A 13,977-nucleotide genomic window follows, 5' to 3' on the forward strand; every position below is an offset into this window, starting at 1 on the left:
GTTTCCTGTCTGCAAAATATTCACTTTACTGTGTAAGCAATGTGAATTTTTAAGCATGAATGCATAGTTATAGTATTTTTGACGTAAAAATATGGGTAAAAAACACCCCATCTTCACACAAGGCTCTGACTAGGGAATATATTCTTCCCTATCTCTACTCACTCACGAGGTGTCAAACGCCTTTGGGGAGGTAGTCACGACTTGGTAAAAATTTCGAAAAAAGCGCAGAAAAGTGCCCGATAGGTGAGACAACACCTATCGGGCATCCTTCAACACCCCAGCAGGAGGGGCTAAAACTGCTTAGGCTTCGTAACCGTTGGGGTTATTCTTCTGCCAGTTCCAGTGGTCGCGAACCATGGTCTTGATATCACGGGTAGCGCTCCAACCCAGGTCAGCCAGGGCGGAGGAGGGATCGGCGTACGAGACCGCAACGTCACCGGGGCGACGATCCACAATCTTGTACGGCAGCTCCTTGCCGCACGCCTCCTCGAAGGCGTGCAGAACCTGCAGAACCGAGTAGCCGTTGCCGGTACCCAGGTTCCAGGTGTGCAGGCCGCCGTGCTGGGTGATGTAATCCAGCGCCTTCAGGTGGCCGTCGGCCAGGTCGACCACGTGGATGTAGTCGCGCACGCCGGTACCGTCAACGGTCGGGTAGTCGTTGCCGAAGACGTTCAGGTGGTCGCGGCGACCCACTGCAACCTGGGCGATGAAGGGCACCAGGTTGTTCGGGATGCCCGCCGGGTCCTCGCCGATACGGCCGGACTCGTGCGCGCCCACCGGGTTGAAGTAGCGCAGCAGAGCAATGTTCCACTTGGAGTCGGATGCGGCCAGGTCGACCAGCATGTCCTCGATGTGCTCCTTGGTACGGCCGTAGCAGGACTGCGCATCCATGTTCATCTTCTCGATCAGAGGCATGGATTCGGGCTCACCGTACACGGTAGCGGAGGAGGAGAACACGATGGAGTGGCAGTCGGCCTCGTCCATGGCGTAGAGCAGGTTCAGGGTGCCGGCCACGTTGGTCTGGTAGTACCACAGCGGCTTCTCGGCGGACTCACCCACAGCCTTCAGACCCGCGAAGTGAATCACGGCGTCGGGGCGAACCTGCTTGAAGAGGGCCTTCATACCCTCCAGGTCGAGCAGATCAACCTTGTGGAACTCGGGAGCGCGGCCGGCCAGCTCGGTGACGCGCTTGAGGGACTCTTCGGAGGAGTTGGAGAGGTTATCCATGACGACGACGTCGTGGCCTGCCTTGAGCAATTCAAGTACGGTGTGCGAGCCAATGTAGCCGGCACCGCCGGTAACGAGTACCTTCATGATGTCCTTTCGAGCAAAAATTCCGGAGTGAACCGGACGGAGCATGTGCTGTTGAGCTGTATCTAATGGTACAGGGGTCGAAGCAACAGAATGGTTTTATGCACTGTGCGCTTGTGCACTCCGGTGTGAGCATGTGGGAGGCACGTAAAGGGCTACGGACGGTGAAGTTATCGAGGATGGGATGCGAGCCCCGCGCACAACGTAGAAAAGGGGCCGGGATGCTTCACGCATCCCGACCCCAAAAGATTGCAGGGGCGGCCGGCATTAGCCCAGGCTGGCCCAGACTAGTTCAGGTACAGACTAGTTCAGGTGCAGTGCCTCGTTCAGCTCCACGGTGTTCTTCGCACGCGGCAGAACCTCAATCGCGCCGCTCAGCGAATTGCGGCGGAACAGCAGGTTCGACACGCCGGACAGCTCCGCAGCCTTCACCACGCGCGCCTCCTGACCGGGCAGCAGAACACTCACACGCGAACCGGCGGTCACGTATAGACCAGCCTCAACCACGCAGTCATCACCCAGGGCAATACCGATACCGGACTCCGCGCCCAGCAGGGAACGCTCACCAATGGATACGCGCTGAGTGCCGCCACCGGAGAGGGTACCCATCGTGGAGGCGCCGCCACCCACATCCGAACCGTCGCCGACCACAACGCCCTGAGAAATACGGCCCTCAACCATGGAGGTGCCCAGGGTACCGGCGTTGAAGTTCACGAAGCCCTCGTGCATCACGGTCGTTCCGGAGGCCAGGTGCGCGCCCAGGCGCAGACGGTCGCCGTCGCCAATACGCACGCCGGCGGGAACCACGTAATCCACCAGGCGCGGGAACTTATCAATGTGGCTCACGCTCAGGTGGCCCAGCTTGCGCAGGCCAATCGCCAGCTTCTGGAACTCGGCGGCTAGCACCGGGCCGTGGTTGGTCCACGCCACGTTCGCGAGGGTGCCGAACAGGCCATCCAGGTTCAGCTCGTTGGGGCGAACCAGGGTGTGGGAGAGCAGGTGCAGACGCAGGTACGCGTCGAGTGCATCTTCGGGGGCCTCATCCAGGTTGATGGAGGCGGTGCGCACCTCGGTGCGAGCATTGCGCGCCGGGTGCTCAGCGGCCAGTTCCTCCAGCTCGTCCGCGATGGACAGGTCTGGGGTCTGGGTGAGGGAGGGGGCGGGGAACCAGGCATCCAGGACGGTGCCGGCGTGCTCGCCAGAGACAACAACATTGACCAGTGCGACGCCGGAGGCGTAACGGGGAGTGTTTTCAGACATGCACACCATTATATGGGCTGTAGCACACCGAGCATCAGGATCGTCGGCGTTCGTCTCACGAACAGATGCGCGAGCCCCGGGATGCGGGGCGCCCCCAGCCTGTATCGTGGAGGGATGACTGTGAATCACCACGCACCCCTGGACCTGAACGTATCCATGCCCGAGCTGACCCGCGCCCTGCTCGACTACGAATCGGTATCCGACCACGAGAAGGACCTGGCCGATGCCGTGTACGCGGCGCTCGCGGCCTACCCGCACCTGCATCTGACCCGCGACGGGGACGCCATCATCGCCCGCACCGAATTCCCGCCGATGCCCGGTGAAGAGGGGGAACGCACCCGCATTATCCTGGCCGGTCACCTGGACACCGTGCCCCTGCCCACCGTCGAGGGTTCCCTCGGCACCGTGCCGGCAACCGTCCGCGAGGAAGACGGCGAGTACGTGCTCTACGGACGCGGCGCGACCGACATGAAGGGTGGCGTGGCCGTCCAGCTGAAGCTTGCCGCCGAGCTGACCGCGCGGGACACCGACTACAACCTGACCTACATCTTCTACGACCACGAGGAGGTCGCGAGCGAGCTCTCCGGCCTGGCGCGCCTGATCCGCAACCACGGCGAGCTCATCACCGACGCCGACTTCGGCGTACTGCTCGAGCCGACCAACGGCACGATTGAGGGCGGCTGCAACGGCACCATGCGTTTCTTCGTGCGCACCCGCGGCCTGGCCGCCCACTCGGGCCGGGCCTGGCGCGGCGAGAACGCAATCCACGCCCTGGCGCCCGCGCTGGCGGCGCTCGCCTCCTACGAGCCGAAGACCATCGCCGTGGAGGGGCTGGAATACCGCGAGGGCCTGAACGCGGTGCAGATCTCTGGCGGCGTGGCCGGCAACGTGATTCCCGACGCGGCGGCGATGCACGTGAATTATCGTTTCGCCCCCGATAAGACCCTGGACGAGGCGGTCGCTCACGTTCGCGAGGTGTTCGCCGGGTACGAGCTGGACTTCGTGGACCTCTCCCCGGCGGCCCGCCCCGGCCTGGACACCCCGCTGGCCGCCTCCCTGATTGAGGCGGTGGGGCAGGAGCCCCAGCCGAAGTACGGTTGGACGGACGTGGCGCGCCTGAGTGAAATCGGAATCCCGGCCGTGAACTTCGGTCCCGGTGACGCCCTGCTGGCCCATACCGACAACGAGCACGTACGCTTCAGCCAGCTGACCCGCTGCCACGCGGACCTGCGCGCCTGGCTACTCAACGACCGCGACGACGAGGACTAGGAGGCGCTTCCCGGCCCGGTTGCGTGCCGAACGGCGGCATGGGCCCCGTGCGCGAACCCCGTGCGCGAACCCGGACCAAAGCCCTCCGCCTGCCGGCCACCGCGTTGTCGCCCCGGCCGGCCGGCATCTCACAGCGTCATAGAAGGGGAGACAACGCATCTCTCTTCTAAGATGGAGAGTATCCATACACGTTATTCGAGAGGACAGAGTTGAACATTCTTCTGATTCTGCTCGCCCTGATCCTGCTGGTCATCGCCTCGCTCACGGTGATTGCGCTCGGCGGCCACCGCGCCGTGCCCGGCGCAGCGTTCTTCAACGCCGTGGGCCGTGACGGCCTGGGAGTCTTCGACACGGTCGACGACCTGGACGTCATCGCCAAGCCCTTCAGGGCCCCCGCATCGCAGGCCGTGCCCGCCGAGGGCCCCCGGGCCGTGCAGGAAGAGCCGGAACCCCTTCCTCTGGCCGTGCCGCATACCGGTAACGTTGAGCGGACCCTGAGCGCCCACGACTTCGTGGATCACCACGTGGACAAGCCCTCGGGCGCCTCCGCGGTATCCTCCGCCGAGAAGCCGCAGAGCGGGGAGGCCCGATGAGCGCACGCGCCGGGCTCACCGAATCGAGCGAGCCGGCGGAGCATACCGCATCCCGCGTCGAGCAGAACCGGTCCGAGTCCTTCGACGAGGCCCTGACATGGATGTACACCTCCTCCGCCGAGCGTCTGCGCCGCGTGGGGGAGCGTCTGCGCGCCCTGCCGGCCTGGCTTTCGGTGCTGCTCATCTACGGGATTTCGCGTGTGTGGGGCTTCGTGGTGTTCGCCGTGGTCGGCCAGCAGCAGCTGCGCGGCCCCTGGGGTGAGCATCTGAGCTACCTCTCCTTCATCAGCACCTGGGATGCCGGCTGGTACGAGCAGATTGCGCTCAACGGTTACCCGAGCGAGCTGCCGGTCAATGCGATGGGTGTCGTCCAGCAGAATCAGTGGGCGTTTTACCCCATCTTTCCGCTACTCTCGCAGGGAATCAGCCGCCTGACGGGCATCGCCTACTACCCGGTGGCCGCCACCGTCGCGTTGTTGGCCGGTTTCGCGGCGGCCTGGATCATCTACCTGCTCTTTGACGCCTCGGTGAAGGCGGCCCGCCTCGCGCGTTCCGGATCTGACTCCGCCGATGCTGAGCCCGCCTCCTCGTTGGCCCTGTGGGGCACGGCCCTGGTGTCGTTCCTGCCGGTGGCTCCCGTGCTTCAGGTGCCTTACGCCGAGTCACTGAACCTGGTGTTCCTGGCCGGTGCGCTACTGTGCCTCGTGAAGGGGCGTTACGGCTGGCTGGTGCCGGTTGCGGCCCTGGCCTGCCTTTCCCGCCCGGTGGGCGTTCCGCTGGGTGCAGCGGCGGGCCTGTGGTGGTTCGCCTGCTGGGTTCGGTCGAGTCGCGCTATGGGCATTGGCACGGCGTTTGTGCGCCGTGCGGGGCAGCTGGTGAGCGCCCTGCTGGTGTGCGCGTGCGCGCTGGTGTGGCCCGCGATTGCGTGGTCGGCTACGGGCCGCGTGGATGCGTACACCGCCACGGAGACGGCCTGGCGAGGCACGCATCTGGCGCCGATTCAGCCGTGGCTGACACAGGGGTACCTGTACTTTGGGTATGCGGCCCCGATCCTGCTGGTTCTGCTGATCCTGGGTTTCGTCGCGCTGTGCCTGAGCCCGGTGGCGCGAAGCGTTTTGGCGGCCCCGCTGAATCTGTGGTGCGTCTGCTACTTCGCCTACCTGATTCTGTTCCTCAACCCGCAGTCGTCGACGTTCCGTCTGCTGCTACCGCTGTTCCCGCTGGTCGTGGTGGCGGCGGCGCTGAGCCGTTCGCGGGCTTACCGTTGGGCGTTGCTGGTTGGGGGCGCGTGCGCGCAGTGGGGCTGGGTGGGCTGGCTGTGGCATTGGAAGCAGCTCCCCGGCGGTGGAGATTATCCGCCGTAAACCGCTGATTCTTTCCAGCGGGTGCTTGGGACCGCCGGTGTGCTGCCGGCGGTCTTTTGCGTTCGGGAGGCGGGCGTGTCTGCGGTAGGAGCCGCAGCGTTTTACCCGGCGGTGGAGATTATCTGCCGTAAACCGCTGTTGTGGCATTCTTAGCCGAGGGCGCAATACTTTCGGCGGGGCTTTAGCTCGCGCATCCCGCAGGTCCAGAGCTTAAAGACACGTTCGTATGGGCCCTTTTGGTCGGCGGCACCGGCCCGGAGCTGATAATCTATATTCTGTGTTTGGTATTAGTGGCACCGAGTTGATTATTCTGGCCATCATCACGTTTGTGGTGATTGGCCCCGAACGCATGCCCGAATACGCCCGTCAGATTCGCGAGTTCGTCAAGACCGTGCGCCGCATGGCCTTTGACGCTAAGGACGACTTCAAAGAGGCCCTGGGCGAGACGGGCCTGGAGGACATCAACTGGCGCCAGTACGACCCCCGCCAGTACGACCCCCGCGTGATTGTGCGTCAGGCATTCGCCGAGGACGACGCCGAGCGCGAGCGCGAGGCGAAGGCCCGCGAGGAGGCGCTGCTGAAGGAGCAGGAGAAGGCTGAGAGCCACTCCCTCCCGCGAGGCGCGTACGCCCCCTTCGACGTGGACGCCACCTAAGATTTTGAAACGAAAGAACCCCGCACCGGTCACGGCGCGGGGTTCTTTCTGTATCAGCTTTTCAGTGTCAGCTTTCTATCGGCGGCTTCTAGAGGCTCTAGCTCTAGACGAAGAGCGGCAGGCTCTGTCCCGCCCTCGACTCGCCGGAGTGCAGAAGCTTCGAAGCGATGGACTGGATCTCTTCGGCGGTTGCGGAGTCGGGGCGACCCCACACGACGGGCATGCCCTCGTCACCGCCGGTACGCAGGTTCACGTCCAGGGGGACCGAGCCGAGCAGCGGGACGGGGTAGGAGAGCGCCTCCGAGAGACGCTCAGCGAGCACCTGCCCGCCCCCGGAACCGAACATGTCGAGCACGGTGCCGTCGGGCAGGGTCATAGCGGCCATGTTCTCGACCACGCCCACGACCTTCTGGCCGGTCTGCAGGCTCAGGGTGCCGGCGCGTTCGGCCACATCCACGGCGGCGTGCTGCGGGGTGGAGATGAGCACAAGCTCCGCGTTGGGCAGCAGCTGCGCCATGGAGATGGCAATATCGCCGGTGCCGGGTGGCAAATCGAGTAGCAGCACATCCAGGGCGCCGAAGTGCACGTCCATGATGAACTGCTCCAGCGCGCGGTGCAGCATGGGGCCGCGCCAGGCCACCGGCTCGTTGCCCTTGAGGAACATGCCGATAGAAATCACGCGAATAAAGCCGCCGCCGACCTGCGCATCGCCCCAGCGGCGGGCGGGGGCGGGGACATCCACGGTCGGCGGAAGAATCAGGTCATCCAGGCGTGTGGGGGCATCGGTGATGCCGAGCAGGCCCGGAATCGAGAAGCCGTGCACATCCGCGTCGATAATGCCCACCGAGAGCCCGCGCGAGGCGAAAGCCGCCGCAAGGTTGGCCGTCATGGAGGACTTGCCCACGCCTCCCTTGCCGGACACCACGCCGAACACGCGGGTCAGCGAACCGGGGGCGGTGAACGGGTTGGTGCGTTCGGGCTTAAGCATCGAACGCAGGGCGGAACGCTGTTGCGGGTTCATCGCGCCCACCTGCAGCTGCACTCGCTCGATGCCCTCGACGGTGGCGGCGGCCTCGCGCACCTGCTGCTCGATGGTGTTCTTCAGCGGGCAGCCCTCGATGGTGAGCAGAACCTTCACCTCGGCCCAGTGGCGGCCGGGAATCGGTTTACCGCGCTCATCCAGCTCGGGATGCACGAGCGCGGTCTCGACCATGCCGAGCTCCGTGATGGGGCGGCGCAACTCCGGGTCCTCCACACGGGCAAGGGCCGCGTAGAGCGCGTCCTGCAGCGGGTTATCGGCGCTCACGGGCGCCTCCCTCCGGGATATCGCCCGAGGTCTTGGCAGGGTTCTCCGCCTTCCGCTCGCCCGGGTCCTCAGCGTGCGCGGAGCCCTTGGTCTCCTCACCCTCGGTCTCCTCACCCTCGAGGCCGTCGGAGGCGTCAATATCGTCGATGGCCTCCTCCAGGTCCTCAATGTCCTCGCTGATGTCCTGCAGCTGCTCGGCGTGGCGCTCCTGCTCCTGCGCAATGTTCTGCAGTTCCTCAAGAATGTCGCGCAGCTCGCTACGGACGAAGTCTCGGGTCGCCACCTCGCGCAGGGCAATACGCAGCGAAGCGATCTCGCGGGTCAGGTACTGGGTCTCCTCCAGGTTCTGCTGGTCACGCTTACGGTCCTCGGACGCCACCACGCGGTCACGGTCGTCCTGACGGTTCTGCGCGAGCAGCAGCAGGGGAGCGGCGTAGGAGGCCTGCAGAGACAGCATCAGGGTCAGCAGGGTGAAGTTCAGGCTACGCGGGTCGAACTGCATCTCCTCCGGCGCCAGGGAGTTCCAGGCCAGCCACACGCCACAGAAAATGGTCATCCACATCAAAAACTGCGGGGTACCCATGTAGCGCGCAAACGCCTCGGTCATGCGGCCGAAGGAGTCCGGGTTGGGGCTGGCAAACAGCCTCGGCTTGCGGGTGCCGGGGGTGCTCAGCTGCGATTCGCCGCGCTGCGGGCGGGAATCGCCGCGCTCGCGGTTGCGTTCAGCGTACTTCTTCTCCAGACGGTCCTTGAGAATACGCGCCTTATCGATGCGGGGGTTCTCTTCAGTACGGTTTGCGTCGCGGCGGTTCGAATCAGGCAAAGCGTCGTCCTACCTTTCGTACGGGAGTTCCATCATCGTAAGTTCGCCAGTCTTCGGGCAGGAGAGCATCGAGCACGTCGTCGATGGTCACTGCGCCTACCAGGCGGTGCGAATCGTTCACAATGGGAACGATGGTCAGGTCGTAGGTCGCGAGCACGCGAGCCAGCTCTTCCAAACTGGCCTGGTCAGAGACCGGCTCGGTGTCGGTGTCGAGGATGTGGCCGATGGGCTCGCTCGGCGGCACGCGCAGCAGCTTCTGCATGTGCACCAGACCCAGGTACTTGCCGGTCGGCGTTTCCAGGGGCGGGCGGGTCACCATGACGGCAGCCGCCATTGCCGGAGGAATTTCCTCGGCACGGATGTGCGCAAGCGCCTCGGCGACGGTCGCCTCGGGGGAGAGGATGATTGGCACCGGGTTCATGAGCGAACCGGCGGTACCCTCGTCGTATTCGAGCAGTCGACGCACGTCGTCTGCCTCGTCGGGCTCCATGAGTTCCAGCAGCTTCTCACGCTGGGCGTCGTCGAGCTCGATGAGAAGGTCGGCCGCGTCGTCCGGTTCCATCTCTTCGAGGACCTGCGCGGCACGTTCGTCGTCCAGGTACGACAGAATCTGCACCTGGTCCTCGGCGGGCAGCTCCTGCAGAACGTCCGCGAGGCGTTCGTCCTGCAGCTCGGCGGCGATTTCGACCATGCGCTTATCGCTCATCTCGTGGATGGCATCCGCCAGGTCGGCAGGCTTGGAGTTTTCGTGGTTGGCCACGAACGCTGTTGCCGCCTGCGGTTCCACATCGGTGGAGAGCAGAGCCTCGTCCCAGTCGACGATGAGGGTCTCCTTGGAACGGCGGCGCCACGTGCTGGAGCCGGAGCTGACGCGGGAGACGAACAGCTCGGTCACGCCCCAGTCGCCGTTGCGGCGCTGCTCAATCGCGACGTCCTCGATAACGGCGTCGCCGCTGCCGTCAAGCAGGCGTACGCGGCGGTCGAAGAGCTCACCGACGATGAGGGTCTCGGAGTTGCGCTGCTCGAAGCGGCGCAGGTTCACCAGGCCGGTCGAAATAATCTGGGAGGCGTCGATGCTGCGCACGCGGGTCATGGGCATGAATACGCGTTTCTTGCCGAGCACCTCAACGATGATGCCGACGACAATCGGCTCGGTGCCCTTGGCGGGGCGGGCGCCGGCAATGGAGGCACCCAGGCCGCGTTTGAGCACGACAACATCGCGGAGACGGCCGAGGCGGTCACCGAAGGGGTCAAAAACGTCGAGGCCCAGAAGGCGGGCAATGTAAATCTTGCTGGGGGCGCTGAACTTAGAATTGCTCACCCCTCTAGGGTACGCTCCGCCGCCTGGAATCGCACTTTGAGCGTTCTCGTTCTCAGCGGTGCCCGCAGGGAAGCCCCGCGGCCGGGCCCTGGACAGGCCGGTACAATTAATGCCATGACTTTTCAGCTGCCGAATCTGCCCAATACCCCGCCCTCCTCGTTTATGGCCTCGCGCCTGGCCCAGGCCAACGGCCACCCCCTGCCGAGCGGCGAGCCGGTCGCCTCCTTCGTGCGCCACGACGACGCGCTATCCGCTTTTGACGTGCTGAACGAGCAACAGTTCCCGGTGACTGCCCTGTACCTGGTCAACGACGGCATCCGTCAGGTGGAGTACCCCGTGCAGACCGGCTACGGCCGCGCCCTGCTGGTATCCGCCATCCAGGGTGTCATGATCGGTCTGCTGTACTCGATGTTTGTGGCGGCCGGCGGCACGAACTTTATGAGCGCGCTGCTCTCAACGGTGCCGATTTCAGTGGCCATTTTTGTGCTGTGGCGCGTATTCGACCTGCGCCGCGGCCGCGGGGTTCGCTACCCCATGCGCACCGAGGCGATTCCCTCGCGTACCGTGCTGTACGCTCTGCCGGAGTACGCCCAGGAGGCGCGCCGCGTGCTGGGCGGTCATTCCCGCTTCTCTGCCGCGGTTGCGGCCGCGCGTGCGGCGACCGCCCCGGAGGCTTCGCAGGCGCGTGCCGCTCAGAGCACCGTCTCGATGAACGGTGCGCCGGTTCCGACCGGTGCCCCGAAGGCGCCCTCCTACCGTTCGCAGGCCGGTAGCCAGCCCGCCCCGAACCAGAACCTGCCCGAGCGCGATACCACCGCGCAGAACACGATGGCGCAGAGCGCGGCCCAGAACATGCCCGCGCCCCTCCAGCCCGCGCAGAGCGTTCCGCCCGCCGTCCGGGAGGCAGCAACCGCCGAACAGGTAAACAGCGTGCAGGTGACCGATCAGAAGCCGGATGCGCAGAAGCGTCCGGCTCAGCGCTTCGGCCTGCGCGTGGACGACCCGGAGGAATACGCCAAACTGATTCAACCCAAGCCCGAGCGCCCCACCCCGCGCCCGCAGGGTCTACGCGATAAGCCCTCGAAGGACTCCGAATAGGCTCCAGCCGCAACGGCGGAAAACAGGCGGAGAAGACGGCGACTGAGAAGAGACGCGAAAGCCCCTCACCGATTCACTCGGTGAGGGGCTTTCCTCATGCATAGACAACCGGCATTAACCGGTACGTCCGGCGGGGATGGGGTTACGCCTCCTTGGAGAGCTTAGCCATCCACTCCTCAATCTCCTCGACGGTGCGAGGCAGCGCAGCGGAGAGGTTCACGTTGCCGTCCTCGGTGCAGAGCACGTCGTCCTCAAGGCGGATACCGATACCGCGGTACTCCTCGGGAACCGACAGGTCCTCGTCCTTGAAGTACAGGGCCGGCTCAATGGTGAAGACCATGCCCGGCTCCAGCTCAGCCCACATGTAAAGCTCAGCCTTCGCCTGCGCGCAGTCGTGCACGTCCAGGCCCAGGTGGTGGCTGGTGCCGTGCGGCATCCAGCGGCGGTGCTGACCGCCCTCAACGGTGAGCGAAACATCAGCGGAAACCGGCAGCAGGCCCCACTCCTCCAGGCGGTGCGCCAGAACGTTCATGGCTGCCTCGTGGATTTCGTAGAACTTGGTGCCCGGCTTAGCCACGGCGAATGCGGCGTCAGCAGCTTCCAGCACGGCGTTGTAGACCTTCGCCTGAACCTCGGTGAACTTGCCGTTCACGGGGAAGGTGCGGGTCACGTCAGCGGTGTACAGGGTGTCGTCCTCAACACCTGCGTCCAGCAGCAGCAGCTTGCCCTCGTCCACGGTGCCGTTGTTACGAATCCAGTGCAGGATAGTTGCGTTGTTACCGCACGCTGCGATGGTGTCGTAGCCCAGGTCGTTACCGTCGGTACGTGCCACGGAGAAGAACGCAGTCTCAACCACGCGCTCACCGCGGTGGTGCTCCTTAGCCTTCGGCAGTGCACGAATGACCTCTTCGAAGCCCTTGACGGTCATGTCAACGGAACGCTGCAGGTTCTCAACCTCGATAGCGTCCTTAATCAGGCGAGCCTCGGAGAGAGCCACAGCCAGCTCGGAGTCCAGCTTGTCAGCCTGCTCCAGCTCCACGCCGGTGTTGTAGCGGGAGGTGTCAACGAGAGCGTCAACAGCCGGGTCAACGTTGCGGACCAGGCGGATGTTCACGCCGCCCAGGCCCTGGTTACCGGCGTTCTTGGTGATAGCAACCTCAAGCTCGGACAGGTCGCGGGTACGGATGCCGAAACGCTCGGAGAATTCCTTCAGGGTGGGGCGGGGGCCAACCCAGAACTCGCCGTAGCGTGCATCGGCGTAGAACTCGGTGGTGTCGCGGCCAGCCAGCGGGCGGAAGTACAGGGTCACCTCGTGGTTGGAACCGTTGTCGCCGGTACCCTCCTCGACGGGCTCAAAAATCAGCACGGCGTCCGGCTCGTGGTCAACGCCCAGACCGGTCTGGTGCGCAAACGCCGAGTGCGGACGGAAGCGGTAATCGCAGTCGTTCGAACGGACCTTCAGCGGGCCTGCGGGCAGAACCAGACGCTCGCCGGGGAAAGCCTTGGAAATCTTGGCGCGGCGCTCAGCTGCGTAGTCTGCTACGGGCTCGCGGGTGTAGCCGCCGTCCTCGGCCTTGGCCCAGTCCTTAGCGATGAATTCGGTAAACGCAGACGCTTTGGGGGTGCTGCGGTGATCAGTCTTCTGAGCTTCGGTGCTCTTCTTATTGTTCTCAGTCATGCCTTAATCATATCGCCTTCGCCACAGATGGGCGCATATTCGGGTCCCCACGACCAAATAGCCGGTGGGCCGCCACCAATGTTGGTAGGGTGGAAGAAGAGAAAGACACCGTAGACACCATTCAGACACAAATCCCCGAGAAACGGGCCCGCCGCGTGAGGCGGCGCGGGCACCCGTACGGGGTGAGGAGACGGAGCGGCACATGAGCCAGGCAGAGACGAACCCGACGGCCCCGACGACCCCGGAACGTCGAGAGCACAACGGACGCTACGATCTGCACATCCACTCCGCCATCTCAGACGGCACCCAGAGCCTTGAAGAGCTGGTGCCGCTCATCGCCCAAACCGGGCTGGCCGGGTTCGCCCTGACCGACCACGACACCGCATCCGGGTGGGATAGGGCCTCCCGCCTGGCCGAGGAACACGGCCTGGACTTTCTGCCCGGCGCCGAGTTCTCCTGCCGCTACCACTACACCGAGGACCGCCCCCGCACGAAGACGATTCACCTGCTGGCCTACGGCTTCGACCCGGTGCACTCAGAGCTTGCACACCGCGTGGAGCAGATTCGCCTCAGCCGCGAGGGTCGCGCCCGCGCCATCCTCGAGCGCCTGGCCGCCGACTACCCGTTGACCTGGGACGACGTGCTCGCGCAGGTGGGGGAGGGCAACGCCGCCGTGGGCCGCCCGCACATCGCCGACGCGCTGGTCGCCGCCGGAATCGTGCGGGACCGCACCGAGGCCTTCAACCGCCTGCTCTACACGGGCAGCCCCTACTACGTGCCCCAGCAGGCCCTGGACCCGGTGGAGGCGGTGCGCCTGGTCCGCGAGGCCGGCGGCGTGCCGGTCATCGCGCACCCCATGAGCACGATGCGCGGGCCCGCCCTGAGCCTGGACTACCTGGGCAAGCTGGTGGATGCGGGCCTGGCCGGCGTGGAGGTGTACCACCGCGAGAACTCCGCGGAAGACCGCGCGCGCCTGCTGAAGTTTATCGAGGAGCGCCGCGCGGCGGGCACCGACCTGCTGGTGACCGGTTCGAGCGACTACCACGGCGCGGGCAAGCCGAACCTGCTGGGTGAAAACACGACGGACGCGGCCACGGTGGCGCGCATCCGCGAACAGATCGCGTAGGGCGGCTGACGGGCCGCACCCATTCACGCCTATTCACGTCTCTTCAACGAACCCACGAAGGGGCGGGACGGAACCTCAGAAGATTCCGTCCCGCCCCTTCTCGCATACGGGTTGCGCCTCTGGCGGCGCGGTTAAGCCGGCCCGAATTACCGGGCAGGTCGAACGAGCTGAGC

12 protein-coding genes are annotated in these 13,977 nt (G+C 65.0%); 6 read left to right on the plus strand and 6 right to left on the minus strand.

What is annotated here, in order from left to right; all coding sequences use genetic code 11:
• Positions 1-300: 300 nt before the first annotated feature.
• Complete coding sequence (galE, locus tag ADJ95_RS02070; RefSeq protein ID WP_049332196.1) at positions 301-1,314, minus strand: UDP-glucose 4-epimerase GalE; 1,014 nt, start codon at positions 1,312-1,314, stop codon at positions 301-303.
• 300 nt (positions 1,315-1,614) lie between these two features.
• The gene (gene dapD, locus ADJ95_RS02075) at positions 1,615-2,580 is read right to left on the minus strand and encodes a 2,3,4,5-tetrahydropyridine-2,6-dicarboxylate N-succinyltransferase (RefSeq protein WP_049332085.1); all 966 of its coding nucleotides are present in this window, start codon (positions 2,578-2,580) and stop codon (positions 1,615-1,617) included.
• Between the two features lie 105 nt (positions 2,581-2,685).
• Here dapD and dapE point away from each other — a divergent pair, with 105 nt between their 5' ends.
• From dapE to ADJ95_RS02095, 4 genes are all read left to right on the plus strand, one after another.
• Positions 2,686-3,840 (plus strand): succinyl-diaminopimelate desuccinylase, encoded by a 1,155-nt coding sequence (gene dapE / locus ADJ95_RS02080; protein ID WP_049332087.1) that lies wholly within the window; start codon positions 2,686-2,688, stop codon positions 3,838-3,840.
• A gap of 209 nt (positions 3,841-4,049) precedes the next feature.
• Entirely contained in the window at positions 4,050-4,433 is a 384-nt protein-coding gene (locus ADJ95_RS02085; RefSeq protein ID WP_049332089.1) for a hypothetical protein, read from the plus strand.
• Complete coding sequence (locus ADJ95_RS02090; RefSeq protein ID WP_049332090.1) at positions 4,430-5,797, plus strand: hypothetical protein; 1,368 nt, start codon at positions 4,430-4,432, stop codon at positions 5,795-5,797. The genes ADJ95_RS02085 and ADJ95_RS02090 overlap by 4 nt, the downstream gene beginning before the upstream one ends.
• Before the next feature lie 277 nt (positions 5,798-6,074).
• Positions 6,075-6,452: a twin-arginine translocase TatA/TatE family subunit gene (locus tag ADJ95_RS02095; protein WP_049332091.1), complete on the plus strand. Its 378-nt coding sequence runs from the start codon at positions 6,075-6,077 to the stop codon at positions 6,450-6,452.
• A 103-nt stretch (positions 6,453-6,555) separates the two neighbouring features.
• Here ADJ95_RS02095 and ADJ95_RS02100 read toward each other — a convergent pair whose 3' ends face one another.
• From ADJ95_RS02100 to ADJ95_RS02110, 3 genes are read right to left on the minus strand one after another with little or no spacing between them, the layout of a single operon-like run.
• Positions 6,556-7,758 (minus strand): P-loop NTPase, encoded by a 1,203-nt coding sequence (locus ADJ95_RS02100; RefSeq protein WP_049332092.1) that lies wholly within the window; start codon positions 7,756-7,758, stop codon positions 6,556-6,558.
• On the minus strand, positions 7,745-8,581 hold the full coding sequence (locus ADJ95_RS02105; RefSeq protein ID WP_049332093.1) for a DUF1003 domain-containing protein: 837 nt from the start codon (positions 8,579-8,581) through the stop codon (positions 7,745-7,747). Before ADJ95_RS02105 ends, ADJ95_RS02100 begins: the two co-directional genes overlap by 14 nt.
• The gene (locus ADJ95_RS02110; protein WP_049332094.1) at positions 8,574-9,902 is read right to left on the minus strand and encodes a magnesium transporter MgtE N-terminal domain-containing protein; all 1,329 of its coding nucleotides are present in this window, start codon (positions 9,900-9,902) and stop codon (positions 8,574-8,576) included. The genes ADJ95_RS02105 and ADJ95_RS02110 overlap by 8 nt, the downstream gene beginning before the upstream one ends.
• A gap of 114 nt (positions 9,903-10,016) precedes the next feature.
• On the opposite strand from ADJ95_RS02110, the gene ADJ95_RS02115 reads away from it, so the two are divergent.
• Positions 10,017-11,000: a hypothetical protein gene (locus ADJ95_RS02115; protein WP_049332097.1), complete on the plus strand. Its 984-nt coding sequence runs from the start codon at positions 10,017-10,019 to the stop codon at positions 10,998-11,000.
• A gap of 142 nt (positions 11,001-11,142) precedes the next feature.
• Here ADJ95_RS02115 and ADJ95_RS02120 read toward each other — a convergent pair whose 3' ends face one another.
• Positions 11,143-12,678, minus strand: coding sequence for an aminopeptidase P family protein (locus ADJ95_RS02120; RefSeq protein WP_049332098.1), 1,536 nt, complete (start codon positions 12,676-12,678; stop codon positions 11,143-11,145).
• Positions 12,679-12,880: 202 nt separating this feature from the next.
• Here ADJ95_RS02120 and ADJ95_RS02125 point away from each other — a divergent pair, with 202 nt between their 5' ends.
• Positions 12,881-13,804, plus strand: coding sequence for a PHP domain-containing protein (locus tag ADJ95_RS02125; protein WP_080974919.1), 924 nt, complete (start codon positions 12,881-12,883; stop codon positions 13,802-13,804).
• Positions 13,805-13,977 lie beyond the last annotated feature (173 nt).

Origin of the sequence: Rothia mucilaginosa (assembly GCF_001061665.1) — a bacterium.
GTDB lineage: Bacteria > Actinomycetota > Actinomycetes > Actinomycetales > Micrococcaceae > Rothia > Rothia mucilaginosa_A.